The 24,931-nt window shown below is 74.0% G+C and carries 22 protein-coding genes and 1 tRNA gene; 16 read left to right on the top strand and 7 right to left on the bottom strand.

Going from position 1 to position 24,931, the window contains the following annotated elements; translation table 11 throughout:
- Positions 1–3: 3 nt before the first annotated feature.
- Positions 4–1,215 carry an aminoglycoside phosphotransferase family protein gene (locus ACFPL3_RS17420; RefSeq protein WP_343943971.1) on the bottom strand — a complete coding sequence of 404 codons (1,212 nt, stop codon included), beginning with the start codon at positions 1,213–1,215 and terminating at the stop codon, positions 4–6.
- 60 nt (positions 1,216–1,275) lie between these two features.
- On the opposite strand from ACFPL3_RS17420, the gene dinB reads away from it, so the two are divergent.
- Both dinB and ACFPL3_RS17410 read left to right on the top strand, forming a co-directional pair.
- Positions 1,276–2,472: a DNA polymerase IV gene (gene dinB / locus ACFPL3_RS17415; protein ID WP_343943972.1), complete on the top strand. Its 1,197-nt coding sequence runs from the start codon at positions 1,276–1,278 to the stop codon at positions 2,470–2,472.
- Between the two features lie 91 nt (positions 2,473–2,563).
- The gene (locus ACFPL3_RS17410) at positions 2,564–3,016 is read left to right on the top strand and encodes a GNAT family N-acetyltransferase (protein ID WP_343943973.1); all 453 of its coding nucleotides are present in this window, start codon (positions 2,564–2,566) and stop codon (positions 3,014–3,016) included.
- Positions 3,017–3,019: 3 nt separating this feature from the next.
- Here ACFPL3_RS17410 and ACFPL3_RS17405 read toward each other — a convergent pair whose 3' ends face one another.
- Entirely contained in the window at positions 3,020–3,364 is a 345-nt protein-coding gene (locus ACFPL3_RS17405; RefSeq protein ID WP_343943974.1) for a DUF6223 family protein, read from the bottom strand.
- Between the two features lie 204 nt (positions 3,365–3,568).
- Here ACFPL3_RS17405 and ACFPL3_RS17400 point away from each other — a divergent pair, with 204 nt between their 5' ends.
- Together ACFPL3_RS17400 and ACFPL3_RS17395 are read left to right on the top strand one after the other, a co-directional pair.
- Positions 3,569–4,723, top strand: coding sequence for a sensor histidine kinase (locus ACFPL3_RS17400; protein WP_343943975.1), 1,155 nt, complete (start codon positions 3,569–3,571; stop codon positions 4,721–4,723).
- Between the two features lie 12 nt (positions 4,724–4,735).
- Positions 4,736–5,413, top strand: coding sequence for a response regulator transcription factor (locus ACFPL3_RS17395; protein ID WP_343943976.1), 678 nt, complete (start codon positions 4,736–4,738; stop codon positions 5,411–5,413).
- Between the two features lie 82 nt (positions 5,414–5,495).
- Here ACFPL3_RS17395 and ACFPL3_RS17390 read toward each other — a convergent pair whose 3' ends face one another.
- From ACFPL3_RS17390 to ACFPL3_RS17380, 3 genes are all read right to left on the bottom strand, one after another.
- Positions 5,496–5,891 (bottom strand): nuclear transport factor 2 family protein, encoded by a 396-nt coding sequence (locus tag ACFPL3_RS17390; protein WP_343943977.1) that lies wholly within the window; start codon positions 5,889–5,891, stop codon positions 5,496–5,498.
- Between the two features lie 104 nt (positions 5,892–5,995).
- On the bottom strand, positions 5,996–6,250 hold the full coding sequence (locus ACFPL3_RS17385; protein ID WP_343943978.1) for a hypothetical protein: 255 nt from the start codon (positions 6,248–6,250) through the stop codon (positions 5,996–5,998).
- Positions 6,251–6,568: 318 nt separating this feature from the next.
- Positions 6,569–6,639: transfer RNA gene (locus ACFPL3_RS17380), tRNA-Gly, on the bottom strand.
- A gap of 182 nt (positions 6,640–6,821) precedes the next feature.
- On the opposite strand from ACFPL3_RS17380, the gene ACFPL3_RS17375 reads away from it, so the two are divergent.
- Together ACFPL3_RS17375 and dcd are read left to right on the top strand one after the other, a co-directional pair.
- The gene (locus ACFPL3_RS17375) at positions 6,822–7,940 is read left to right on the top strand and encodes a UDP-N-acetylglucosamine 2-epimerase (RefSeq protein ID WP_343943979.1); all 1,119 of its coding nucleotides are present in this window, start codon (positions 6,822–6,824) and stop codon (positions 7,938–7,940) included.
- 30 nt (positions 7,941–7,970) lie between these two features.
- Positions 7,971–8,558: a dCTP deaminase gene (gene dcd, locus ACFPL3_RS17370; protein WP_343943980.1), complete on the top strand. Its 588-nt coding sequence runs from the start codon at positions 7,971–7,973 to the stop codon at positions 8,556–8,558.
- On the opposite strand, the gene ACFPL3_RS17365 is transcribed toward dcd, so the two are convergent.
- Positions 8,555–9,184, bottom strand: coding sequence for a class I SAM-dependent methyltransferase (locus ACFPL3_RS17365; protein ID WP_343943981.1), 630 nt, complete (start codon positions 9,182–9,184; stop codon positions 8,555–8,557). The genes dcd and ACFPL3_RS17365 overlap by 4 nt on opposite strands.
- A 34-nt stretch (positions 9,185–9,218) precedes the next feature.
- On the opposite strand from ACFPL3_RS17365, the gene ACFPL3_RS17360 reads away from it, so the two are divergent.
- A complete protein-coding gene (locus ACFPL3_RS17360) occupies positions 9,219–10,202 on the top strand; it encodes an AraC family transcriptional regulator (RefSeq protein WP_343943982.1) in 984 nt (327 codons plus the stop codon).
- Between the two features lie 62 nt (positions 10,203–10,264).
- Positions 10,265–11,185: a hypothetical protein gene (locus ACFPL3_RS17355; protein ID WP_343943983.1), complete on the top strand. Its 921-nt coding sequence runs from the start codon at positions 10,265–10,267 to the stop codon at positions 11,183–11,185.
- A 13-nt stretch (positions 11,186–11,198) separates the two neighbouring features.
- Here the strand turns inward: ACFPL3_RS17355 and ACFPL3_RS17350 are convergent, their stop codons facing one another.
- The gene (locus ACFPL3_RS17350; RefSeq protein ID WP_343943984.1) at positions 11,199–13,622 is read right to left on the bottom strand and encodes a 4Fe-4S dicluster domain-containing protein; all 2,424 of its coding nucleotides are present in this window, start codon (positions 13,620–13,622) and stop codon (positions 11,199–11,201) included.
- Positions 13,623–14,050: 428 nt separating this feature from the next.
- Here ACFPL3_RS17350 and ACFPL3_RS17345 point away from each other — a divergent pair, with 428 nt between their 5' ends.
- From ACFPL3_RS17345 to ACFPL3_RS17310, 8 genes are all read left to right on the top strand, one after another.
- On the top strand, positions 14,051–14,311 hold the full coding sequence (locus ACFPL3_RS17345; protein WP_343943985.1) for a hypothetical protein: 261 nt from the start codon (positions 14,051–14,053) through the stop codon (positions 14,309–14,311).
- Positions 14,312–14,317: 6 nt separating this feature from the next.
- Complete coding sequence (locus ACFPL3_RS17340; protein ID WP_343943986.1) at positions 14,318–14,770, top strand: hypothetical protein; 453 nt, start codon at positions 14,318–14,320, stop codon at positions 14,768–14,770.
- 22 nt (positions 14,771–14,792) lie between these two features.
- Positions 14,793–17,771: an ATP-binding protein gene (locus tag ACFPL3_RS17335; protein WP_343943987.1), complete on the top strand. Its 2,979-nt coding sequence runs from the start codon at positions 14,793–14,795 to the stop codon at positions 17,769–17,771.
- Positions 17,771–19,693, top strand: coding sequence for a hypothetical protein (locus tag ACFPL3_RS17330; protein WP_343943988.1), 1,923 nt, complete (start codon positions 17,771–17,773; stop codon positions 19,691–19,693). Before ACFPL3_RS17335 ends, ACFPL3_RS17330 begins: the two co-directional genes overlap by 1 nt.
- A complete protein-coding gene (locus tag ACFPL3_RS17325) occupies positions 19,683–20,279 on the top strand; it encodes a hypothetical protein (RefSeq protein ID WP_343943989.1) in 597 nt (198 codons plus the stop codon). Before ACFPL3_RS17330 ends, ACFPL3_RS17325 begins: the two co-directional genes overlap by 11 nt.
- Before the next feature lie 7 nt (positions 20,280–20,286).
- The gene (locus ACFPL3_RS17320; RefSeq protein ID WP_343943990.1) at positions 20,287–21,315 is read left to right on the top strand and encodes a C40 family peptidase; all 1,029 of its coding nucleotides are present in this window, start codon (positions 20,287–20,289) and stop codon (positions 21,313–21,315) included.
- Between the two features lie 72 nt (positions 21,316–21,387).
- Positions 21,388–21,816: a hypothetical protein gene (locus ACFPL3_RS17315; protein ID WP_343943991.1), complete on the top strand. Its 429-nt coding sequence runs from the start codon at positions 21,388–21,390 to the stop codon at positions 21,814–21,816.
- Between the two features lie 100 nt (positions 21,817–21,916).
- The gene (locus ACFPL3_RS17310) at positions 21,917–24,814 is read left to right on the top strand and encodes a serine/threonine-protein kinase (RefSeq protein ID WP_343943992.1); all 2,898 of its coding nucleotides are present in this window, start codon (positions 21,917–21,919) and stop codon (positions 24,812–24,814) included.
- Positions 24,815–24,931 lie beyond the last annotated feature (117 nt).

Here is a 24,931-nt window from a genome sequence, read left to right as displayed (position 1 = left end):
GTGCTACGCCTGGCCCCGGCCCAGCGCGAGGCGGACCTCGTCGACCGGGTCGCTCTCGTGGTAGGGCCGCTCGTCGGGCTCGATGCCGTCGAGAAAACCCCGATAGGTCAGGGCGGCCTCGAGGTGGTGCACGGGGCGCACCAGCTCCACGGCCCGCACGGGGTCGCAGCCCGGCACGGCGGCACGCCACGCGGCCACCCAGGTGGCCGTGGCGAGCGCGGCGAGCGGGGCCGCGAGCCACTCGGTGAGCCGCAGCAGGTTGCGCACGGGGTGGGAGCGGCTCGTCTCGCACCAGTCGACGACCACGCGCCCGCGGCCGTCGGAGCGCCAGTTGCCCGGGTGGAAGTCGCCGTGCACGAGGGTCTCGGGCAGCCCCGTGCCCGCGATCGCCCCCGCGCGCCGGGGCAGGTCGGCCACCAGCCGGTCGAGCGCCTCCCGCTCGCCGGGGTGGAGCAGGCCGGCCACGTCCGGGGCGAGCACCCGCTCGGCCCGCTCCGCCAGCGTGGCGGTCCGGTGGTCGGGCAGGCCCGGCAGCTCCTGGCCCGCGAGCGCGGCCTGCACGGCGGTGTACCTCTCGAACACGTCACGGACGGTGGCCGCGTCCGGATCCCAGCAGTCGGTGCCGGGCACGTCGGCCATGAGGACGCAGGTGCCGTCGGCGGAGGCGGCGAGCACCTCGGGGACGAGGTCAGGGGCTTGCGCGGCCACGTACCCGATGGCGACGGCCTCCGGCGCGAGGAACGGCGGCGTGCACTTGACCCACACGGGCCCCGCGGCCGTGGGCAGCCGGTACAGGCACGACAGGTTCCACGACCTGACCTGCACCGGCGCGCCGGTCACCGGGCGGCCGAGCGCGCGCAGCTCCTCCGCGGCCCAGGCGAGCACCCGGGCCGGTCCGCCCGGCCGTGCCCAGGGCATCCGGTGCGGGTGCCCGGCGAGGACGGCCGGGTCGGCCTCCCCGTCCCAGCCCGGGTCCCCGGCCGGCGCGTCGAACGCCTCGACCAGGTAGGTGACCTCGCCACCCGCGGGGGACCGCCCGGTGGTCGTCACCATCCGCAGCACGGCGGTGCGGGTGCCGAGCCGCCGCTCGAGCTCGGCCACGACCGGTTCGACGTCGGCCCACCACGCACTGCGCACCTCGAACGGGGTCAGCGTGCCCAGCAACGCCCCATCGTGGACGACGAGCGCGCGCACCCGGCGTCCCGTGGTCTCCACGCGACCGATACTCCCGGTGGTGGCAAGCCGGTTCCCGTTGTCGGGGGCTGATGCGAACATATGTTCGTGTCCGGTGAGGCCTCGATCCTCCACGCCGACCTCGACGCGTTCTACGCCTCCGTCGAGCAGCGCGACGACCCGCGGCTGCGCGGCCGGCCCGTCATCGTCGGCGGTGGTGTGGTGCTCGCGGCCAGCTACGAGGCCAAGGCCTGCGGCGTGGCCACCGCCATGGGCGGTCGGCAGGCCCTCGCGCTGTGCCCGCACGCCGTCGTGGTGCCGCCGCGGATGTCGGTGTACTCGGCGGCGAGCAAGGCGGTGTTCGAGGTGTTCCGCGACACCACGCCGCTGGTGGAGGGCATCTCCATCGACGAGGCCTTCCTCGACGTCGGCGGGCTGCGCCGGATCGCCGGCCCGCCGGTCGACATCGCGGTGCGGCTGCGCAGGGAGGTGCGCGAGCGCGTCGGGCTGCCGATCACGGTCGGCGTCGCCCGCACCAAGTTCCTCGCCAAGGTGGCCAGCGGGGTCGCCAAGCCCGACGGCCTGCTGGTCGTCCCGCCCGACGGCGAGCTCGCGTTCCTCCACCCGCTCGCGGTCGAGCGGTTGTGGGGGGTCGGGCGCGTCACGGCCGCCAAGCTGCACGAGTACGGCATCTCCAGCGTCGGCGAGGTCGCGGCGCTGCCCGAGTCCGTGCTGGTGTCCACGCTCGGGCGGGCGCTGGGGCGCCACCTGCACGCGCTCGCCCAGAACCGCGACCCGCGGCCCGTGGTGGTCGGGCGCCGTCGTGGGTCGATCGGGTCCCAGCGGGCCATCGGCCGCGGGCCGCACACCCCCGAAGGGCTCGACGCCGTGGTGGTCGGCCTCGCCGACCGCGTCACCAATCGCATGCGCAAGGCCCACCGCGTGGGCCGCACGGTGGTGCTTCGGCTGCGGTTCGCCGACTTCTCCCGCATCTCGCGTTCCCACACCCTCCCCGAGCCCACGTCCGGCACGGCGGAGGTGCTCGCGGCGGTGCGGGCGCTCGTGGCGAGGGCGCAGCCGCTCATCCGCGAGCGCGGGTGCACGCTGATCGGCATCGCGGTGGCCGACCTCCGCGACGACGCCACCGTGCAGCTCGAGCTGCCCTTCGACGAGGGCGACGCCGACGCCCTCGACACCACCCTCGACGAGGTGCACCGCCGGTTCGGCCACTCGGCCGTCACCCGGGCGGTGCTGCTGGGCCGCGACCGGGGCCTCGAGGTTCCCCTGCTCCCCGACTGACGGCCGTCGCGCGGTGGGAACGTCGTTGATCTCCGGGCGGACGCCGCACACCATGGGGGGTATGGACCAACCGGGCGTGACGCTACGCGGGATGACCGAGGACGAGTACCGCACCTACGTGCACGAGGTGCAGGCCACGGTCGTCCGCGAGCTCGTGGCGAGCATGCCCGAGGAGGAGGCCCGCGCGAAGGCGGCCGGTGGCATCGCCCAGTACCTCCCCGATGGCCTCGCCACCCCGCACCACACGCTCGTGGTGGCCGAGGACGCCACGGGCGCCCCCGTGGGCAACGCGTGGATCGGGCCCGACCCTCAGCGTGCCGAGGGGTCCGGCGCCGCGTGGCTCTACGACATCAACGTCCACCCGCACGTGCGCCGCCGCGGCTACGGCTCGGCGATCCTCGCGGAGGTCGAGGCGCTGGTCCGGCGCAACGGCATGACGACCCTCGGCCTCAACGTCGTCGGCTCGAACGTCGCGGCGATCGCCCTGTACGGCAAGCACGGGTACGTGGTCTCGACGATGCAGATGTCGAAGCGCCTGCAGTAGCGGTCAGTGGACGCGGCGGGCCCGGGCCGTCGCCAGCCCCCCGAGGGCCACCCCGACCAGGCCGACGACCAGGGCCACGATCGCCCCGGCCCGCCCGCTGCCGGTGCCGAAGCCGCCGGTGGACGTCGCCAGGTGCAGCACCGCGAGCGCAGCGCCGAGCAGCCCGGCCACGAGGGCGGTGACGGCCGTGGTGCGCCCGCGCCCGGACAGGGCGAGCCCGCCGGCGACCACACCGACGAGCCCCACCGCCCCGGCCACGAGGGACCCGAGGCGACCGGAGGTGATCCCCGCCGGCGCGGCGGCGAGCTGCTCGGCCAGCGGAGCGGCGATCAGGTGCAGGACGGACATGACGGGTCTCCTCCCGACGTGGACACGTGGTGGAGAGGGTGGATCCCGGTGCCTGCCGCGCGCGTCGGGTCACGGCGGTAAATCGCGGCTACCGCCGCCGGCGTACCGTCCGCCGCCGGTGGTACGCGCGGGTCACCGCGTCGGGTGGATGCGCTCCCGAGCCGGCGCCCGCCAGCATGGGCACCGAGGGCGGGAGGGATCACCATGCGCGAGGCGACGCGGGTCGTGGCCGACGCGGCCGGGGGTGTCTGCGTGGCCGCGGTGCTCCTCGTCGCCACCGCGGCCGGGATCGCTCCCCTCGCGGTGACGGATCCGCGGCCGCTGGACGCCGGGGCGGTGGCGCTGGCCCTCGTGGCCGCCGCCGCGGTCGCGGTGCGCCGTCGCCACCCCGTCGCGGCGCTGGTCGTGCTCAACGCGGTGCCCGTCGTCTGGTTCCTCGCCCCGTACGCCGGCCGCGTGGTCACGCTCGCACCGCTGATCGGCTGCTACACCCTCGCGAGCCTCCGGGGCTGGCGGTGGGGCCTCGCCGGTGCCGTCGTCACGGCGCTCGCCCAGATCGTCGCGATCCGGCTGGTGCTCGGCGACACCGCCACCGTCGGCGTCGTCCCCGACACGGTGCTGTCGGTGGCCACCGCGGGCAGCGCAGGCACCGCCGTCGGCTACTACCGGGCGCTGCTCGCGGCCACCCGCGCCCAGCTCGCCCGCGAGACCCGCAGCCGCGAGGAGCGGGCGCGCAGGCACGCGCTCGAGGAGCGCCTGCGCATCGCCCGCGAACTCCACGACGTCCTCGGCCACACGATGGCCACGATCAGCGTGCAGGCCGGGGTGGGCCTGCACGTGGTCGACCAGCGGCCGGGGCACGCGCGCGAGGCGCTCACCACGATCAAGAAGATCTGCGACGAGGGCCTCACCGACATCAAGGCGATCCTCGGCGCCCTGCGATCCGACGCGCAGGCCGAGGCGCCCGGGGGCCGGCTCGACCGGCTCCCGGAGCTGATCGGCACCGCGGAGGCCGCGGGCCTGCAGGTCGAGCTCGACGTCGTCGGTGATCCGCGCCCCGTGCCGGCGGCGGTCGACCTGGCGGCCTACCGGATCCTCCAGGAGGCCCTCACCAACGTGGTGCGCCACGCCGGCGCCACGACCGTGCGGATCGTGCTGGCCCACGAGCCGGAGCGGCTGCGCGTCCAGGTGCGCGACGACGGCACCGCGCGGCACACGGCGGACGAGGTGCGCAGCGGCCACGGCATCGACGGGATGCGCGAGCGCGCGCACGCGCTGTCCGGCCGGTTCTCCGCGCAGGCGCACCCGGACGGCGGCTTCGAGGTGCGCGCCGAGCTACCCGTTCCGGCCACGGGATGATGTCGTGACACCGTGACCGAACCGCTGCGCGTGCTCATCGCCGACGACGAGGCCCTCGTCCGCGGCGGCTTCCGGGTGCTCGTCGAGACCGAGCCCGGCATGGTCGTCGTCGGCGAGGCGGGCGACGGCGCCGCCGCGGTGGACCTGGCCCGCCGCACCCGCCCGCACGTCGTGCTGATGGACATCAGGATGCCCGGGGTCGACGGGCTGGAGGCCACCCGTCGGATCGTGGCCGACCCGGAGCTCGCCGACGTCCACGTGCTCGTCCTCACCACCTTCGACCACGACGAGCACGTGATCGAGGCGCTCGGCGCGGGCGCCGCCGGGTTCCTGGTCAAGAACACCGAACCCGCCCAGCTCCTGCGGGGCATCCGCGTCGTCGCCGGCGGGGAGGCCCTGCTGTCCCCGGGCCTGACTCGCAGGCTGATCGCGCGGCTCACCACCCGCACCGGCGCCCCACGGGTCGACCCCGCCGCGCTCGCGAGCCTCACCGCGCGCGAGGCGGAGATCGTCGGGCTCGTCGCCCACGGCCTCTCCAACGCGGACATCGCCGCCACCCTCACCATCAGCGAGGCCACGGCCAAGACCCATGTCAGCCGGGCGATGACCAAGCTCGGGGCCCGCGACCGCGCCCAGCTGGTGGCACTGGCCTACCGGCACCGGCTCGTCGAGCTGCCGGAGCCGCGGTAGGCGCGCCTCGGCAAGTTCAGGAAAGCCACATTCAGGGCCGGAGAGGCCTGCAATGTGGCTTTCCTGAACTCCGGGGGTCGGCTCAGGCACCCTCGGGCACCCGGTCGAGGAACCCGTGCACCGCGGTGATCCGGCCGTCGGCGTCCAGGACGGCAACGTCGAAGCCGATGACCACCGGCTCCGCCCCCTCCGGGCCGAGGCCCCAGCGGAAGCGGCAGACGTCGTGGTGGGCGTCCACCGCGCCGACGGGGGTGAACCGCAGGCCCGCGAACTGCTCCTGCACCCCGGAGATCAGGGCGTCGAGCGCCTCGACGCCGGTGACGTCGGCGAGCGGGTCGACGTAGCGGACGCCGGGCGCGCACAGCCGCTCGAGCCGTGCCCGCCGCTCCGCCGGGTCGCCCGCGTTCCAGGCGTCGAGGTAGTCGGCGACGAGATCGGTGGTGACGAGATCGGTGGTGACGGGGCCGGTCGTGGTCATCGGGGTCCTCCTGCTCGTTCCTGCTGTTCGTGCTGACAGGACCGAGCCTCCCGGGCCGGGTGCCCCCGGTCGATGACGTCGCGGGTAAGGCGGTGACCGCGGCCTCAGTCGCCGGGGAGCGGCTCCGTCGACCCGTCGGCCAGCGCCCGACCGATCTTCTCCATGCCGCTGCGCACCAGCGCGCCGTACGCCTCGTCACCGAGCGCGTCGATCACGTCCCGCGCCTCGCCGAGGAATCCGCGGGCGCGGTCCGCCGCGCCGAGCCGCCGGTGGTCGTCCGCGAGGCTGAGGTACAGCGACGGCAGGAACCCGCGCACCCGCAGGGATGCGTCGTACTCCTGCGCCCGCGCGTCGGTCACGCCGGCGGCGGCCGCCAGCGCCCGCTCGTCCCACGCCAGCTCGTCCCGCAGGTCGTCCTGGACCGGCCAGGAAGTGCGCGATCACGCAGCGGTGGAAGGCGTCCCCGCCGCGCCGCTCGACCTCGGCCCAGAGCGCTTCGAGATCGGCTCGGGCCGCCGTCCGCTCACCCGCCTGCCCGCTCCGGACCGCAGCGGTCACCCGGTCCATCACGTCGTCGTCCACCCACGTCCCCCCACGTGCGGACGGCCCTCCGAGCCCGGGACGACGAAGGCCCAGCTCCGGTGTGGACACCGTCTGAGCTGGGCCTTCGTGTGCAGAGCGGATGACGGGAATCGAACCCGCGTTCTCAGCTTGGGAAGCTGATGTTCTACCATTGAACTACATCCGCGTGGCTTGCCCGAACTCTAGCATCTCACGCTCCGTCACCGGCAAGGCTGTCTCCGTACGGCCAACCGAGTGGTTCTCACCCTTTCGGAACCGGTGCTGCGCATCACCTCTCGACGACCGGTCCGTGCCGGGTCACACTCCCAGGAACCCGACAGGCCAGCTCCCCCGGCCGAAGGATCCAGGATGACCGAGTTCGACGCGCTCCCCGACCCCGAGCACGACCACGACGTCCTGCTGGTCGCCGGGAGCCTTCCCGAGGTGGCGCGGCTCGCGCCGGTTTCCACCGCGTTCGCCCAGGCCGATCGGATCCGCGCACTCACGGTCGCGACCGGCCCGGATCCGATGGCCGTGCACGAGGCGTTCGAGGCGCTCGGGGTGCCCGCGGACGTCACCGTGCTGCTGCGGGAGCCGCCCGCTCCGCAGCCCGCGGCCGTGGCAGCCACGCTCATGACGCGTCTGGACGAGGTGCTGGTCGACCTCGACCCGTCGGCCGTGATGGTCTACGGCGGCGGGATGACGGCGGCGGTGGCCGCGCAGGTGGCGTTCTGGCGGCAGATCCCGGTGGTGCACCTGCAGAGCGGGGTGGCCACCGACGACCTGCTGTGCCCGTTCCCGCAGGAGGCGAACCGGCGCATCATCGGCCAGCTGGCGTCGCTGTTCCTCGTGGCCGAGCAGTCGGGGCACGGCAGCCCGGTGGGGCCGAACGCCATACCGGTCGGCGAGACCATGACGGCCAACCCGCAGCCCGCGGACCTGTGGTTCGCGCGGCTCGTGCGCCGCGTGCGGGCGGGCGGCCCGCGCCTCGTACTCGTCGGCTTGGACCGCCCCGACTCGCTGGGGGTCCTCGCCGGGCTCCCCGACCTGCTGGAGCACGAGCCGGAGATCGAGATCGTGCTGTTCGGGCAGCTCGCCAACCACGGCGCCGCGTACCCGCTGCTCGAGCACGAGCGGGCCAGGGTCGTGCGCGGCATGCCGCTCACCGAGCTGGTGCAGCTCCTCGCGGCCAGCGCCGTGCTCGTCACCGACGACCCGGACCTGGTCGCCGACGCGCCGGGGCTGGGCACACCCGCGGTGCTCGTCGACGGGCCGCACGTCCCGCAGCCGGGCGACTCCATCCGCAGCATCACGAGCCCGGCCGTCATGACCACCGTGCGCCAGATCCTCGCCACCGCGGGCATCATCCCGGTCACCCCGTCGGACGGGCTCGCGGCGGCCCGCGTGGAGCAGGCCGTCGCCTGGATGTTCGGGCTGTGCCCCTCGCCGCTGCTCGGCTCGCCGTCCCCGACGAACACCCAGGTCTGACCGCTTCGCGGCGCTGGCTACCCTTGCCCGGTGCTGCTGTCCGACGGTGACCTGCGCAAGGAGATCGACGCCGGTCGGCTGGTGCTCGATCCGTGGGACGAGGCGATGCTCCAGCCTTCGAGCATCGACGTGCGCCTCGACCGCTTCTTCCGCGTGTTCCAGAACTCCCGCTACACGCACATCGACCCGTCCCAGCAACAGGACGAGCTGACCAGCCTCGTGGAGCCGGCGGGCGACGACCCCTTCGTGCTGCACCCCGGCGAGTTCGTGCTCGGCTCGACGTTCGAGGTGGTGTCGCTGCCCGACGACCTCGCGGGCCGGCTCGAGGGCAAGAGCTCGCTGGGCCGGCTCGGCCTGCTCACCCACTCGACGGCCGGGTTCATCGACCCCGGCTTCAGCGGGCACATCACGCTGGAGTTCTCCAACGTCGCGAACCTGCCGATCACGCTGTGGCCGGGCATGAAGATCGGGCAGCTGTGCCTGTTCCGGCTGTCCAGCCCCGCGGAGCGGCCTTACGGCAGCGAGGGCGTCGGCTCCCGCTACCAGGGCCAGCGGGGGCCCACCCCGTCGCGCGCGTTCCGCAGCTTCCACCGGGCCGACACGCGGCGTCAGTCCTAGCGGGTCGCCCGGTAGAAGGTCGTGTGGAGGCGGCCGCGCTCCCCGGTGCGGACGTCGGTGAACCCCGCCTCGCGCACCAGGTCCGGGATGCCGTCGCCCGCGTTGTCCCGTAGGAGCTCGCTGCGCTGCATCTTGTGGGCGAACCGGCCGTGGTGGTGCCCGGCGACGTCCACCACGTGCAGCTGCCCTCCCGGCCGCAGGACCCGCCGGACCTCGGCCATGGCGCGGCGCTTCTCCTCGCCGTCCAGGTGGTGGAGCATGAACGAGGAGAGCACGCGGTCGAAGCTCTCGTCCGGGTAGGGCAGGTCCCCGGCCTTGCCCTGGTCGAAGCGCACGGTCAGGCCTGCGCGCGCGGCCTTGCGCCGGGCCTTCGCGAGGGCGAGCGGGTCGGGGTCGAGGCCCACCACCTCGGCGTCGGGGTGCGTGCGCTGCACCCGGATCACGAGACCGCCCGGGCCGCAGCCGATCTCGAGCACCCGCTGCCCCGGCTCGATCGCCGCGAGCTCGACGAGGCGCCGGTGGATCCGGCCGACGCCCAACAGCCAGGTGCACAGGTCGTAGAACGGCAGCAGCCGGTCCTTGCCCATCGCGGGCACGTAGTCGTGGTCCTGGGGGTGGTGGGCCATGGCGGAGTCCTTCCGGCGGTGCGACGATGTTGCGGTGTCGCTCTCCAGCGTGGAGCCGCTGCCACCTGCTTCCCAGGGACGTTCCTCGGAGGTACCCGGACCATCTTCGGTTCTGCTGCGGTCGGCCACCCGGGACGGCGCGCCGGTCTACGGCTACCGGCGCGTGCCCGGCGTGCCCCCGGTGGGCGTCGTCCGCATGGGGGCGCGCCACGCCGGGCTCGGCGTCGTCCAACCCCGCCCGCACGCCCACGACTTCCTGGTGCTCGTCTACGTCGAGCGCGGTGGCGGCCGGCTGCGCCTCGACGACCGGGAGTGGCAGGCCGAAGCGGGCGACGTGCTGCTCGTGGCGCCCGGCGAGGTGGTGACGTTCCTCGAGCCCGACCTGCACACATCGGACGGCTGGTCGGTGTACTTCCCCCCGGACGTGATGCAGCCGGGCGACCGCGGCTCGTTCCTGTCCTGGCGGGCCCACCCGCTGCTCTTCCCGTTCGTGCGCGGCGTGGCGGGCGGTGCGCAGCGGCTCCACGTGCCGCCCGGGCAGCGCGCCGCGTTCGGCGAGCACATCACCGCGCTCGAACGCGAGGTGCGCGAGCGGCGGGACGGCTGCTCCGAGGCGGCGATCGCCCACCTCACGCTGTTGCTCGTGGCGGTCTCGCGGCTCGCCGCAGGCAGCGCCGACCTCGTGCTGCGTGACGAACCGCTGCTCGCCGCCGTGTTCGACGCGATCGAGGCCGGCTTCCGCGCTCCGCTGGGCCTCGCGGAGGTGGCCACCCGGGTCGGCCTGACCCCCGGTCACCTCACCACCGTGGTGCGGCGCCGGACCGGGCGCACCGTGCAGCAGTGGATCACCGAGCGGCGGATGGTGGAGGCGCGACGGCTCCTCGCCGAGACGGACCTCACCGTCGAGGCCGTGGGCGCGCGCGTGGGCTACCGCGACCCGGGCTACTTCGCCCGCCGGTTCCGGGCCGCCCACGGTGTCCCGCCGCTCGAGTGGCGGCGCGCCGGACGGGCCCGCTGAGCCGGGCTCACCCTCGGCGACCACTGGGATGCGGTGCGTGCCACCGGTACGCTCCGGCGTCGATGGAACCGCGAGGCGAACCCGGGCCCCCGTGGCTGCCCCAGGCGCGGCCGGCGCCCCCGCCGCCCGTGCCGACCGTGCCCGGCCCGCCGCCGGGTGGTGACCCGCGCCCGCCCCGACCGCGGTTCGACCTGAGGCGGCTCACCCGGTCGCCCCGCGGCGCCGTCGCGCTCGGTGCGCTGGCGGCGGCCCTGCTGCTGTGGCCGTTCGCGGGCTTCTCCTGGATCCCCTGGCTGATCGGGCTCGCGGCCCTCGTGGTGCTGCGGCTGCTGCGGCTCGACGGTCCCCTCCGCGGCTGGGACATCCCGCTCGCCTGCCTCGCCGTCGCCATCGGGCTGATGGTGAGCACCGGCCCGTGGGCCTGGGCGCTCGCGGGGAGCCTCGGGGTGCTGCTGGCCGGCCTCGCCCAGCTGCCGTGGTGGCGGCTCGCGGCGGTGGGCGCGGTGTTGTGCGTGATCAGCGGGGTCGGCTTCGGCCTGTCGATGCACCAGGACCGGATCGAGCTCGAACAGATCCAGGCCAGGGCGGGGGACCTGTCCCAGGCGGGCATCGCGGAGGAGAGCGGCGACATCGTGCCGACGCTCGTGCTGGCGATCACGCAGTCGGCGCCCGACCCCGACCTGCTCTGTTCATTGCTCAACCCGGCGGCGGAGGACCAGCTGGCGCGTGGGCTGGGTGTCCCCGACTGCCGCGCGGCCGCCCCGGTCCTGTTCCAGCGGCGCCCGACCGTGGCGCCCACGGACGCGGGCATGCCGGCCGCAGCGGACCCGAAGGGGCCGCCTCCCGCTGAGCTCGTGCTCGACGCCTGTGCCACGCACTGGGCGGAGGCCGCCGGCCCCGCCCTGGGGCGGGTGCAGGTGCAGCTGATCGATCCGAACCAGCGCACCTACCTCGTCACCGGCTTCGCTCCCTGCGCGCGTTGAGCGCCGGGGCGCCTCACTGACCCGTCGGGCGCTCCTGCTCGGAGTTGGCGTCCTCGGGACGTGCGCCCTTCGGCTCGGCGCCACCCGTGCTCGCACCGCCGACCGAGACGTCACCCGAGGGGTCGGCCTGAGCAGCGGAGTCGTCGCCAGGGCCGCTCGCCTGCGTGCCGCTCGTCGGCGTCGTGTCCGCGGTGTGCGGCGACCCGGCGCCGAGCGCGTCGACCTCCTCCGGGACGCGTCCGTTGCCGGACGAGTCCCCGCGCTGGACCGCGGCGAGCAGCATCTGCGAGACGTCCAGGATCTCGACGTTCGACCCCTTGTCCTCGCTCTGGCGCTGGGTGAGGCCGTCGGAGAACATCACGCGGCAGAACGGGCAGCCGGTGGCGATCTTCTCGGCGCCGGTGCCGAGCGCCTCGTCGACGCGCTCGAGGTTGACCCGCTTGCCGATCTTCTCCTCCATCCACATGCGGGCGCCGCCCGCGCCGCAGCAGAAGGAGCGGTCGGCGTGGCGGGGCATCTCGGCCAGCTTCACGCCCGCGGCGCCGACGAGCTCGCGCGGCTCGGCGTACACCTCGTTGTGGCGGCCCAGGTAGCACGGGTCGTGGTAGGTCACGTCAGTCATCGCGTCGGGCGCGGCCACCGGCACGAGCTTGCCCTCGCGCACCAGCCTGTTGAGCAGCTGGGTGTGGTGCACCACCTCGTAGTGCCCGTCGAGCTGCGGGTACTCCCGGCCGAGGGTGTTGAGGCAGTGCGGGCAGGTGGTGACGATCTTGCGCGTGCCCGGTTCGCGGCCCTCGAAGACCGTGTTGAGCACCTCGACGTTCTGCTGCGCGAGCATCTGGAAGAGGAACTCGTTGCCCGAGCGCCGCGCCGGGTCACCGGTGCAGCCCTCCTCGGAGCCGAGCACGACGTAGTCGACGCCGGCGCAGTGCAGCAGCTCGGCCGTGGCGCGGACGGTCTTCTTGGCGTTGTCGTCGAACGCGCCCGCGCAGCCGACCCAGAACAGGTACTCGGTGTCCGCCGACAGCTCGCCGTCGAAGACGGGGACCTCGAAGTCGAGGTTCTTGGTCCACTCGAGGCGGTCCTTGGCGTTCTGGCCCCAAGGGTTGCCCTTGTTCTCCAGGTTGCGGAACAGCACGCCGAGCTCGGAGGGGAACTCGGACTCGATGAGCACCTGGTGGCGGCGCATGTCGACGATGTGGTCGACGTGCTCGATGTCCACCGGGCACTGCTCCACGCAGGCCCCGCAGGTGGTGCAGGACCACAGGACGTCCGGGTCGATCACGCCGCCCGCCTCGGCGGTGCCCACCAGCGGACGGGCCGCCTGCTCCGGGCCGGAGCCGTGCACCCGGCCGAACCCGGACTCGGGCACGCCGTGCCCGGGGTGGTCGGTGAGCCCTGCGGAGAAGTCGATCGCGCCCTCCTCGGGGGCCTCCTTGCCGCCGATGATGTACGGGGCCTTGGCGAGCAGGTGGTCGCGCAGGTCCATGATCACGAGCTTGGGCGACAGCGGCTTGCCGGTGTTCCAGGCCGGGCACTGTGACTGGCAGCGACCGCACTCGGTGCAGGTCGCGAAGTCGAGCATGCCCTTCCAGGTGAAGTCCTCGACCTTGCCGCGCCCGAACGCCGCCTCGTCCGGCGGATCCTCGAAGTCGATCGGCTTGCCCTCGTGCTCGATCGGCTGCAGCGGGCCCAGGGCCTTGGGCAGCCGCTTGGCCGACACGTTGAGCGGGGCGGTGAAGATGTGCAGGTGCTTGGAGTAGGCGATGATCACGGTGAACACCAGCATCACGCCGATGTGCAGCAGCAGGCCCACGCTCTCCAGCACGAACAGGGTGCTCTCCGACAGCCCGGAGAACAGGTTCCCCACCGCGAGCGAGACGAAGGCGCCCGACTCGTAGGGGAACACGCCCAGCGCCGCCGACGCGCCGCGGAAGAAGAACATCGTCCACAGCACGTTGAAGATCATGAACAGGATCAGCCACGCCCCGCCGGTGTGCGAGCCGTAGAACCGCGACGCCCGCTCCAGCCGCTCCGGCGCGTTGCGGATGCGGATCACGGAGAACACCCCGAGCGAGATCAACGCGAGGGTGGCGATCAGGTCCTGCAGGAACCCGAGCACGGGCCAGCGGCCGATCAGCGGGATGTGGAAGTCGTGGTCGAACAGCGCGCCGTACGCCTCGAGGTAGACGGTGATCAGGATCACGAAGGCCCAGAACGTGAAGAAGTGGGCCAGACCGGGCACCGACCACCGCAGCAGCTTCCGCTGCCCGAACACCTCGACGAACTGCGCCTTGATCCGCTCGTTCATCTGCTGCAGCCGGTCGTGCGCCGGCTGACCGGACCGGATCAGCGTGTAGAGCCACCATGCACGGCGGCCGGACACGGCCAGGGCGATCACGGTCATCGCCAGTCCGATGACGAGTCTGACAACCACGGCTTTCCTCCCAGGGCTGGCACCGCGGGTGGTGGGCCGCGGGCCGTTGCGGAGCAGGGTAGACCGGTGCTCCCCGCCGGCCGGCGGCGTCGTTCCGGCTGATCAGTCCGCAACCTACTCACCGGTAACAGCAGAGCGCGATGTGACCCTAACCCGCCGTCGGGGGTCGCGCTGCCGGGTCCGCACCGGTTGTTCGTCACTCAACCGGTCCAGATCCGGCTTCACGGCGGGCGTGATTCACCCCTCAGACCCGTCGAATCGCTGTCCGTGTCACTGGGCTCTGACGGCCGGGCGACTCGCTATGCTCCCGGTGGTCAACATGGTCTACTCGTCGGCGGTGCCCGGGATGACCAGGTCGGGCGACCAGCAGCCCGAGTGGTCGGGTACGCGGCGAACTCGGGTTGGCAGCGCCACGAGGAGGAGCCGTCATGACCGGACCACAGGTGCTCGAACTGCACGCCCAGGCGCTGAGCACCAGCGGTCTCCAAGGGTGGATCCAGGACAACGTGATTCCGCTCATCCTGCTCGGGATCGCGATCATCCTCCTGTGGATCGGCGGGAAGGGTGACAACGCGGGCGTGGCGCGCCGCAGCGTCGGCCTGATCGTCGGTCTCGTCGCGCTCGGCATCGCGGTGTCCGGCAACGGCCCGGAGATCGGCAACTTCCTGGCCGGTCTCCTCGTCGGGTAGTGACCAGTGCTCGTCCGCACCGACGACGAGATCTACCGCGTCGACTCCGTCTGGCTCGGCCCGCCACGAGCCACCTTCCCCTGGCGGGCGAGGTACGTGAGCTACGGCCTCGGCCTCCTTGTCATGATCTTGATCATGTTCGTGCAGCGCCGGGTCGGGATCGGCCTGGACTTCTTCTCGGTCGCGTGGGCGCTCGTGCTCACCGTGGCGATCACGCGCTTCGTCGGCCAGCGCATCGACTACGAGCGGCCGCTCGGCCAGGTCCTCGCGCTCTTCCGCCACGAGGTCACCGGGCCGCGGCGGCGCACCGCGGGCGCGGGCGGGGTGGTCCGGTCGAGCCATGTGCGCATCGGCCCGGTGGTCGGGCCGCGGGCGGCACGCCGCCGCACCGCGCCGCAGCAGTCGCCACACCGGGTGCAGCCCGGCCGTCGGGAGGGGCGTACGCGTGTCACGAGGTGACGCGGGCCGGGATCGGAGACCCATGGAGCGTGCCGGCCGCCGTCGGGGCCGCGCGCTCGCGGGCGACGGCGGGCTCCCGACCTACGAGCCGAACATCGCGCTGCGCTCCATCGAAGGGCACCTGACCCGTACGGGCACCCAGGTCATGGCCTGGTACCGGCTGGCGGCGCAGGCCTGGAGCTTCCGCAGCGACTCGCAGCGCGAGGTGCTCATCCGCCAGATCGCCGCGCAGCTCGGCGGGCTGCAGGGCCGGTGGCTGCACCTGCGCGTCACCACGCGGCCCTACCCGGTGCACATGTGGGCCGAGTCGTTCGACCACAACGCGCTCGGGCGGATGCCGGACGTGGCGGGCGCCCTCGGCTGGGACGGCTTCCTCGAGGGCGAGCAGCGCCACCTCATGGGCCTGTCCATGTCCGACAAGGAGGTGTTCCTCGGCATCGAGGTGTCCGGGCGGCGCACCCTGGACCGCTGGGTGGAGCGCGCGGCGCCGGTGCTGGGCAAGGTCGCGCCCGCCGCGGTGCGGGCCGAGATCGCGGCGCTGTCCTCCGAGGTGGCCCACCTGGACGCACTGGTCGCCGGTCCGGGGCTCGACGCGGTGCCCGCGACCTCCGACGACATCGCGTGGCTGATGCACCGCTCGTGCGCGCTCGGCCTGCCCGCGCCGCGCACCCTCTCCGTCGTGCCGGGCGGGGCGCACCGGTGGGAGACCGAGGACCTCGCCGCCTTCACCGACGGCGTCGAGATGCACCAGGAGCCCTACGCCCCCACCGTGCAGGTGGTCGGCAGGCTGCGCGCCCAGACGGTGAGCCGCAACGTCGCCGTGCTCTCGCTCGGGCTGATGGAGGGGCTGCGCATCCCCGAGGTCGACGACCCGTGGATGCAGCACTCCGATCGCCTGCCGTTCCCGGTGGAGTGGTCGGCGCGCATCTACGTGCGCAAACCCGAGGAGGTCGCGGGAGAGCTGCAGCGCCAGATGGGCAAGGTGCGCAGCCAGATCCGGCACTACACCCACGACCACGACCTCGACCCGCCGATGTCGCTGGCCCGGCAGGCCGACCGGGTACTCGAGGTCGAGGACGAGCTCACGAGCGGTCTCACCCAGCTCAACACGCGGCTCTACGGCTGGTGGCGGATCGCGGTCTCGGGCAAGGACGAGGCGGAGGCCGTGAGCCGGGCGCAGCAGGTGCTCGACGTCTACCGGCCGAAGGTGCAGATCGAGCACCCCGAGGCCCAGTACCGCTACGCGCGCGAGTTCATCCCCGGCGAGCCGCTCGCGTCCACCGCCTACCGCAGGCGCGGCTCGGTGATGTGGGCCGCGTCGGCGGTGCCCGCGGCCACCGCCTCCGTCGGCGACCGGCGCGGGATCATGATCGGTGAGACCTGCACCGCCACCCGGCGACCGGTGGCGTGGGATCCGTGGCTCGCGCAGGAGGTGCGCCGGGCGTCCGGGCTCACCGCGGTGGTCGGCGGCCTCGGATCCGGCAAGTCGTTCCTCACCGGCCTGATCACGTACAAGACCCTGCGGGCCGGCGCGCGCTGGACGCTGCTGGACCCGTCCGGTCCGCTCGCCCAGCTCACCCGCCTGCCCGAGCTGGCGCCGTTCTCCCGGCACATCAACCTGCTGCGCGCCGACCCGGGCATCCTCAACCCCTACCGGGTGGTGGCCGAACCGCGCCCCGAGCACTTCGCCGACGAGGAGGACCCGGAGCGGGCGTGGCGCCGGGAACGCTCGCTGGCCGCGGCCACGCGCCGCAGACTCGTGCTCGACGTCCTCACCGGGCTGCTGCCCTACGACGTCGCCCGGATCCCCCACACCCGGATCGTCCTGCTGCGCGCCGTCCGCGAGGTCGGCGGTTCCCCCGACCGGCACCCCGGCCAGGTCATCGACGCGCTGCGCCGCCACGCGCGCGACGGCGAGGACCACGCGGGCGTCGTCGCCGACTTCCTCTCCGAGCGGCGGGAGCTGCCCCAGGCCGCGCTGCTGTTCCCGGACACGTCCCGCGACGACCCGTGGCAGGCCGACCGCGACTACCGGCTCACCGTGCTCACGATGCAGGGGATGACGCTGCCCCGGCCGGGTAGCCCGCGCGAGGAGTGGACCGACGCCGAGGCGCTCGCCGTCGAGCTGCTCAACCTCGCGTCCTGGCTCACCCAGCGCACGATCTACGACGCCGACCGCAACCTGCGCAAGGGCGTGGCGCTGGACGAGACGCACTTCCTGTCGCAGGTGCCCACCGGCAAGGTGCTGATCGACCGGCTGGCCCGCGACTCCCGCAAGTTCAACGTGCGGGCGCTGTTCGCCTCGCAGCTGGCGGGCGACCTGCTGCGCGTGTCCGGATTCGCATCGCTCGTCAACGCGGTGTTCGTCGGCCGCACCGACGACGAGGAGGCCCAGCGGGAGGCGCTACGCCTGCTGAAGGTGCCGATCGGGGTGGGGTACGAGCAGATGCTCGGCACGCTGTCGCCGCGGCCGCAGCACGACGACCGCCCGGACGACACGCCGCGACAGTTCATCTTCGCCGACGGCCACGGCGGGGTGGAGAAGATCCGGATCGACCTCGAGGCGCCGCACCTGGAGCACGTCCGCGAGGCGCTGGACACCAACCCCGACGCCAGCCGGATCTCTGTGAGCGGCGCGCCCGTCGCCGACCGGACCGCGGTGCCCGCGCCCGACGAGCGGGTGGCGCAGCGCCCCGTCGTGCTGGGCAAGCCGGTGCCCGCCGCCGTCGACATGGGCAGCGACCTCGGCGACGACCTGGCGCCGCTGCCCGCCGAGCTGGACGGGGACGACGAGTTCCACGACCTCGACCACGCGGGCGGCCTGCTCGCCGGCCCGGCTGCCGGGCACGCCGGGCCGGGCCCGCACCTGCGCCACGACGAGGACATCGACCTGCTGGGCGACGTCGACCCGGGTTCCGACCTGGACGACGAGCCCGTCCCCGAGCCAGCCGACCGTTCCGCCGATGGCCGGGTGCGTGCGGCCGGGGAGGCCCGTCGGTGATGCCCGCAGGCACCCCGGCAGCCGCGGGTTGGCTGCCGGTCGCCCTGGTGGTCGTGGCGGCGGTCGCCGTCGCGCTGGTCCGCGGCCGGGCCCGGCGCCGCCGTGCCGCCGGTACGCGTCCGCGCAGGCGGGCGGCGATGCTGGTCGTCGCCGGGCTCGTCGGCGGTTCGGTGCTGCTCGGGCAGCCCGCGTTCGCACAGGGGTTCGACTGCCGGGAGTCGCCCGAGCCCGACCGTCCCGGCACCGGTCTCGTCGGGTCGCTCGACCCACCCCGGGCCAGCCACGGTGAGCTGGGGAGCGTCTACCGCGAGGTCGGCTACGCCGGTCTGGTCTGGCACAACTACGACATCGGGTGTGCCGGGGCGGCGCTCAACCCGGCCACCACCACCGACACCTGGCTGGGCAACCAGGCCCTGAACGTCGCGAAGTTCGTGGTCGGCGGGGTCAACTGGGCGCACTACCTCATCGCCGGGGGCGGGGAGCTGCTGTCGCCGCTCGACGCGCTGATCGGCAACGGCACGCGGGCGATGTACGACGCGGTGTTCACCACCTTCGTCGGCCCCGTGCTGCTCCTGCTCGCAGTGATCCTGCTGGTGCTCGCGCTGCGCGGCGACCTGGCCCGCCAGACCCAGCGCGCCGCCCTCGCGGTGGTGGCGCTCGTGGTCGGGTCGGCGGCCTACCTCGCGCCGGTCGACTGGGCCAAGGCGGCCGACCCCCTGCTGCTCGACGGCGTGACCCAGATGCAGGAGGGCTTCCTCGGCCAGGTCGGCCTCGGCACGCGGGACACGCTGCCCACGGTGCTCGTCGACGAGGTCGTCTACCGGAACTGGCTGCGCGGGGAGTTCGGCTCGCCCGACGTGCCACAGGCCCAGGAGCTGGGTCGCGATCTGCTCCGTGCCCAGACCTTCACGAAGACCGAGGTCGCAGAGGGCCAGGACACCCTGCAACTCGCCGAGCAGAAGAAGGCCGAGTTCGCCGCGATCGCGGGCCGGATGGGCGATCGGTACCCCTACTTCCAGGGCGAGTCCGGCAGCCGCATCGGCGCGGGCGTGCTCGCGGTCGTCCAGGCGATGTGCATCGCGCTGTTCCAGCTGCTGTCGAAGGTGCTGGTGCTGGTCGCGATGCTGGTGCTGCGGCTGATGGTGATGACCGCCCCCGCCGTGGCCGTGATCGCGATCCTCAAGCCGGACATCATGCCCGCGCTGCTGCGCGTCGCGGGAGCGGCCATCGTCAACACGCTCGTGGTCGGCGCGCTCGCCGGCCTGCACGCGCTGCTGGTCGTGTCGCTCTTCCGGCCGGGTTCCGGCATCGACCTGTGGCTGGCGTTGCTCGTCACGGGCGTGGTCACGGTCGTGCTGTGGGCCGTCGCGCGGCCGTTCCGGCGGCTGGTGTCGATGGTGTCGCTCACCCGGGAGCAGTTCGGCGGGATCGTCCCGGGTGCCGGCACGGGCCCGTTCTCGCGGGTGTGGCAGCGCGTGCGCGGCGTCACCTCCGACGTCGACGACCGCCAGAGCCGCTGGTGGGAGGAGCGGCGGGGCACGATGGAGGCGGCAGGCCCGGCCGGCGGCGCTCGGCCGGAGTCGGAGCCCGGTGCGCGCGTGTCCGCCCCCGCGGCCGACGTCCCCGCACCCCGGCGGCCCCGGCCGGATCCGACGCCGCCCGAGTTCGTGCCCACTGCTCGGCGCGCGGCGCTGCCCGCGCCGCCCGACGACGCCGCGGCCACCGGCGAGCTGCCGCGCTGGGGCGACTCCGGCGAGGTGGACGACCGGGTGATCTACCGCAGGCCCGACGCCGTGCCGTTGCGCCCGGGCGGCGCCCGCCCGGTGCAGGCGGAGATCGTCGACGGTGTCCCCGTCTACCGGATCTACCGGCCGATGTCGGACCGCACCGCGTTCTCCCCCGGCGGCGGTCGTGCCGATTAGAACGCCGCACGGCCGGTCGGCGGCGTACCGGGCGATCTGGGCGTGGCCGCTGCGCTCGCCGCTGCGGCTCGCGATCACCACCCTCGTCGTGGTCGTCGTCGTGGCCGGTGCGACCTTCGCGATCGGGGCGCTCGGACTGCGGCCCGCTGCCGGGCCCGCCGGCACCGCTGCGGGACCCGCGACGTCGGCGGAGCGCAGGCCCGGCGTCCCTACCACGCCCACGCCGACCGCGCTCCCACCGGTCCCGGAGCTCACGCCCACACAGCTGCCGCTGTCGGCGGCTCCCGACGCGGCCGTCGAGGTGGCCGCGCGCTGGGCGGCGGCCTGGGTGCGACCGCGGGTGGACACCACCGCGGAGGAGTGGCTGGAGGGTCTGCGCAGCACCACCACGGACGAGTACCTCGGGGTGCTCGCGCGGGTCGACCCCGGCAACATCCCGGCGACGCGGGTCATCGGCGAACCCCGCCCCGTCCGCGTGGCACCCCGATCGGTGCAGGTGGAGGTGCCGACCGACGCGCTGAAGCTGCTGGTGCTGGTCGTGCGCACCGAGGACGGCTGGCGGGTCAACGGCTACGACCGGGCGTGAGGCGGCGATGTCGCTGACGCGTCCCCTGCGCCCGCTGCGGCTGCTCATCCCGGTCGTCGCCCTCGCGGCGGCGCTCGGCCTGTTCCTCGGCGTCGGCTTCGTGGCCTTCACCGTGAGCACCGGGGGCCTCGGTGGCGGCACCCCGTCCTACGGGGCCTGCGACCCGAGCCTGCGCGCGCCGGTCGGCCCGCTGGCCGGCAGCCGGGCGGGCACCCGGATCGGTGACCTGAGCGAGGAGCAGCGGCGCAACGCGGCCACGATCATCGGGGTCGCCCGGGACATGGGGGCACCGCCGCGGGCGTGGCTGGTGGCGCTGGCCACCGCCATGCAGGAGTCGACGCTGCGCAACATCAACTACGGCGACCGGGACTCCCTCGGGCTCTTCCAGCAGCGCCCTTCCCAGGGCTGGGGCTCGCCCGCCGAGGTGACCGACCCCGTCTACGCCACCCGGATCTTCATCGAGCGCCTGCTCGCGGTCCCGTCGTGGGAGACCATGCCGGTCACGGTCGCGGCGCAGACCGTGCAGCGCTCGGCGTTCCCGGACGCCTACGCGAAGTGGGAGGGCCTCGCGGCGGAACTCGTGCAGCAGCTCGCGGACGTCGCGGACCCCACCGGCTGCGGGCGCACCGCCGTGCTGCCGGAGGGTGTGGCCGGCGCGGCGATCGCGTTCGCGCTCGGGGAGGTCGGCAAGCCGTACGTGTGGGGCGCCACCGGCCCGAACACCTACGACTGCTCCGGGCTCGTGCTGCGCGCGTTCCAGGCGGCGGGGGTCAACCTGCCCCGGGTGTCGCGCCAGCAGTTCTACGCGGGCGGTCATGTGCCGATCTCGCAGGCGCAGCCGGGCGATCTGCTGTTCTACGCAACCGACCCGTCCGACCCCGCCACCATCCACCACGTCACGATCTACCTGGGTGACGACCAGATGGTGGAGGCGCCCTACACCGGGGAGCAGGTGCGGGTGCGGCCGGTGCCGTGGAACTTCGACGAGCTCGTGCCGCTGGCCACGCGACCCGGCACCACGCCGAACACGGCATAGCGCGGGGCCGCGGCACCGGGTCGCTACTGTCGGTACAGGCCACCAGCACGACCAGGAGTCAGTGAGTCACACATGCCCTCCGACAGCTCGGTCCCGGCGTCCACCACGCCGGTGCAGGACTACCTCGACCGGCCCGCGCCCGGCGCCACCCCGGACCACCTCGTGGTGCCGCGTTCCCTCGCGCAGTCCATGCCCCTGCGCTGGCAGCAGGTGTTCGTCGGGCTGCTCGCCGACCTGCACGACGCGTACGGGCACCTGCCGTGGCCCGACTACAAGGTGGTGCCGAGCCGCTGGGAGCTCCTGGTCGACCTCGACGAGGAGCAGCTCGCCGCCGCGGGGTACCACGCCGACCTGGGCGCGGAGGGGCAGCTGGAGTACCTCGACGCCGACGAGAACGTCGTGGCCGACCCCGAACGGCACCGGGTGCTGGCCCCGGTGGAGGACCCGCTGCCGCCCGCCTCCGCGGGCCGGGTGGAGCCGCGGCCCGCGGCGCCGCTGTAGGGACCGCGCTGTAGGAGCGCTGCCGGTCTCGCCCACACCCGAATGGTGGACGTAGGCTTCCGCCATTCGGGAGGATGCCGGGGGGCGGTCCGTGGAGCCGTTGACGTCGAACGATCCTGCGCAGATCGGGCCGTACCGCATGGAGGGCGTGCTCGGCGCGGGCGGCATGGGTGTGGTCTACCTGGGGCGCGGTCCCGACGGTGCGCGTGCCGCGGTCAAGGTGGTGCACGGCCGACTGGCCGCCGACGCCGGCTTCCGGCGGCGCTTCGCGCGCGAGATCGCCGTCGCGCGGTCGGTCACCGGACCGTGGTTCGCCAGGCTGCTCGACGGTGACGCGGACGCGCAGCAGCCGTGGCTCGCCACGGAGTACGTCGACCACCCGACGCTGGACGCCGTGGTGGAGGGCGGCGGGCCGCTCCCGCTCCCGGTGGTCGGGACGCTCGCCCGCGGGCTCGCCGACGCGCTCGCCCACCTCCACTCGCAGGGGGTCGTGCACCGCGACCTGAAGCCGTCCAACGTCCTCGTCGGCGACGACGGCCCCCGGCTGATCGACTTCGGGGTGGCGCGGGCGGCCGACGCCACCGCCCTCACCCAGACCGGGATGGTGATCGGCACCCCGGCGTTCATGTCCCCCGAACAGGCCGCTGCCGCCGAGGCCGGGCCGGAGTCCGACGTGTTCTCGCTCGCGTCGACGCTCGTGTACGCCGCCACCGGCCGCGGTCCCTTCGGGCGCACGACGAACGGGCTGGCGATGCTGCGCCGCATCAGCGACGACGAGCCCGACCTCACCGGAGTGCCCCCCGAGCTGCGAGAGGTGCTCCTCCCGTGCCTCGCGAAGGTCCCGGCGGACCGGCCGAGCGCCGCCGAGCTGGCGGGGAAGCTCGGCGAGGGGCGACCGCCCGCACCCGGGTGGAGCCCGTTGCGCGAGTGGGACCCGTCCACCATCGGGCCCTACCGGGTGGTGGGGAGGCTCGGCGCCGGGGCGATGGGGCAGGTGTACCTGGCGAGAGCCGGTTCCGCCGAGGACGGGGCCGACGCACCGCTCGTGGCGGTGAAGGTCGTCCACGAGCCGTACGCCGCCGACAGCCGGTTCCGGGAGCGCTTCGCCCGCGAGATCGCCACGGCCCGCGCCGTGCGCGGCCCCCGCGTCGTCGAGCTCCTCGACGCCGACCCCGATGCCCGTGTCCCGTGGCTGGCCGCCGAGTACGTCCCGGGACCGTCGCTGGAGCAGACCGTCGGCGGGTCCGGCGCGCTCCCGGAGCCCGCGGTCCTGGACGTGGCCGTCGGGCTGGCGGAGGCGCTCGGCGCGCTCCACGACCGCGGTGTCGTGCACCGCGACCTGAAGCCGTCGAACGTGCTGATGGCGCTGGACGGGCCGAAGCTCATCGACTTCGGGATCGCGCGCGCCGTCGACGACACCGCCCTGACCCACACGGGCGGCGTGCTCGGCCCTCCTGGGTTCATGTCGCCGGAGCAGGCCGCGGGCGAGGACGTCGGCCCGGCCTCGGACGTGTTCTCCTTCGCCTCCGTCGTGGTGTTCGCGGCCACCGGGCGCGGGCCGTTCGGGACGACCGGGAGCCCATTGGCGCTCCTGCGCCGGGTGATCGACGACCAGCCCGACACCACCGGCGTCCCCGACCGGCTGCTCGTGGCGATCGCGCCGTGCTTCGCGAAGAACCCGGCCGACCGCCCGACCGCGCCGGAGGTGGCCGACCGGCTCCGGTCGCTCGCTGCCGTGCCGGGCACCGCGGTCCTGCCCCCGCCCACCGCGGTGCAGCCGGCGCCTCCCCCCGACCCCGGCGGTCCACGCCGGATCAGCCGCCGCGCGGTGCTGCTCGGCGGCGCGGCCGCCGGTCTCACGGCGGTCGGGGCCGCGGGCTGGCTCGTGGTGCGCGCGGCCACCCAGCCGCCGCCGGTGCGCGAACCCCGGTGGAGCGTCACCGGACCTTCCACCGGGGGCAACGATCTTCGGGTCATCGCCGACGACCCGCAGGACCGGCTCTTCGTCGCGGCGAAGGACCGCTTCGTCGCCCTCGACCCCGACTCCGGCGAGACGACGTGGTCCTACTCGCGGGAGCGGGAGTCCGGGGCGTTCGGGGTGAACGGGGAGGGCTTCTTCCTCGACGACTGGTCCGGCGTCGCCGCGCTCGACATCGACACCGGCGCCGAGATCTGGTCGCAGCGGTACGGCTCGTTCGTCCTCGCGAGCAACGCCGTGACGCTGTGCGAGCTGTACTCGAGCAGCGAACAGCGCGGCATCCTCTCCTCGGTTCTACCGTCCACCGGGACGATCTGGTGGACGAATGCCGACATCCCCGAGCGGATCTCCTCCGCCGTCTCGAGCGGGGACTACATCCACCTGATGGGGGAGAGCCGCATCTTCGCCATCGACACGTCCGGGAAGCGGCTGTGGGAGCAGCCGAAACCCGCCGCCCCCTCCTGGGGCGCCTCGTCCGCCGCGCTGTTCCTCGTGAGCGGCGGCAGGGTGGAGGCGCTCAACCCGAGGACCGGGACCACCACCTGGTCCGAGAGCTTCCCGACCGACCCGGGGAGGGACATCGGGATCGCCTGTGACGACCACAGCGTGTACGTCGCCGGCGCGAAGTCGCTCGAGGCCCGGGACGCCGGCACCGGCCAACCGCGGTGGCGGGTCGAACAGCCCGTCGTCGCCCCGGGCTCCGGGGACGTGGAGTGGGAGTTCCGGAGCGCCCCGGCGTGCACCGCCGATCTCGTCTTCGTCGCGGAGCTCGGCCTCTCCTACATCCGGCCCCGGACCGAGGCGGCCCGGTACGAGCTCCCGACCCCCCAGTACGACTTCCGGGTCTCCGTCCGGTCGGCGCAGGACGGGACCACGCTGTGGACGGTGCCGCTCCCGGCCGAGCACGACGAGGTCACGTACGCGGTGGCCACCAACCAGGTGTACGTCGGCTCGTTCCGGTCGTTCGACGACGGGACGACCAGGATCCACGCCGTGTCCGTGCAGGATCCCATCCCCTGATCCGGCGGCCCGGGAACACGAGCGCACCTCCCCGCGTTGGAGGGGACGAGCAAGTTGAGCGTGCCTGGCTCAAGACGCGGATGAAGCGGCGAGCCGGGCCCGTGGCAGACTTGAGTG

This window comes from Pseudonocardia zijingensis (genome assembly GCF_042657305.1).
In the GTDB taxonomy this organism is placed as follows: domain Bacteria; phylum Actinomycetota; class Actinomycetes; order Mycobacteriales; family Pseudonocardiaceae; genus Pseudonocardia; species Pseudonocardia zijingensis.
The sequence above is the reverse complement of the archived record's forward strand: the minus strand, read 5'-3'. Positions and strand labels throughout refer to the sequence as shown.

Excerpts from the sequence above, each read along its gene's own strand:
- dinB (WP_343943972.1), top strand. The coding sequence starts at position 1,276 with ATGTTCGTGTCCGGTGAGGCCTCGATCCTCCACGCCGACCTCGACGCG.
- ACFPL3_RS17410 (WP_343943973.1), top strand. The coding sequence starts at position 2,564 with ATGACCGAGGACGAGTACCGCACCTACGTGCACGAGGTGCAGGCCACG.
- ACFPL3_RS17405 (WP_343943974.1), bottom strand. The coding sequence starts at position 3,364 with ATGTCCGTCCTGCACCTGATCGCCGCTCCGCTGGCCGAGCAGCTCGCC.
- ACFPL3_RS17400 (WP_343943975.1), top strand. The coding sequence starts at position 3,569 with ATGCGCGAGGCGACGCGGGTCGTGGCCGACGCGGCCGGGGGTGTCTGC.
- ACFPL3_RS17390 (WP_343943977.1), bottom strand. The coding sequence starts at position 5,891 with ATGACCACGACCGGCCCCGTCACCACCGATCTCGTCACCACCGATCTC.
- ACFPL3_RS17375 (WP_343943979.1), top strand. The coding sequence starts at position 6,822 with ATGACCGAGTTCGACGCGCTCCCCGACCCCGAGCACGACCACGACGTC.
- ACFPL3_RS17365 (WP_343943981.1), bottom strand. The coding sequence starts at position 9,184 with ATGGCCCACCACCCCCAGGACCACGACTACGTGCCCGCGATGGGCAAG.
- ACFPL3_RS17355 (WP_343943983.1), top strand. The coding sequence starts at position 10,265 with ATGGAACCGCGAGGCGAACCCGGGCCCCCGTGGCTGCCCCAGGCGCGG.
- ACFPL3_RS17345 (WP_343943985.1), top strand. The coding sequence starts at position 14,051 with ATGACCGGACCACAGGTGCTCGAACTGCACGCCCAGGCGCTGAGCACC.
- ACFPL3_RS17335 (WP_343943987.1), top strand. The coding sequence starts at position 14,793 with ATGGAGCGTGCCGGCCGCCGTCGGGGCCGCGCGCTCGCGGGCGACGGC.
- ACFPL3_RS17330 (WP_343943988.1), top strand. The coding sequence starts at position 17,771 with ATGCCCGCAGGCACCCCGGCAGCCGCGGGTTGGCTGCCGGTCGCCCTG.
- ACFPL3_RS17320 (WP_343943990.1), top strand. The coding sequence starts at position 20,287 with ATGTCGCTGACGCGTCCCCTGCGCCCGCTGCGGCTGCTCATCCCGGTC.
- ACFPL3_RS17315 (WP_343943991.1), top strand. The coding sequence starts at position 21,388 with ATGCCCTCCGACAGCTCGGTCCCGGCGTCCACCACGCCGGTGCAGGAC.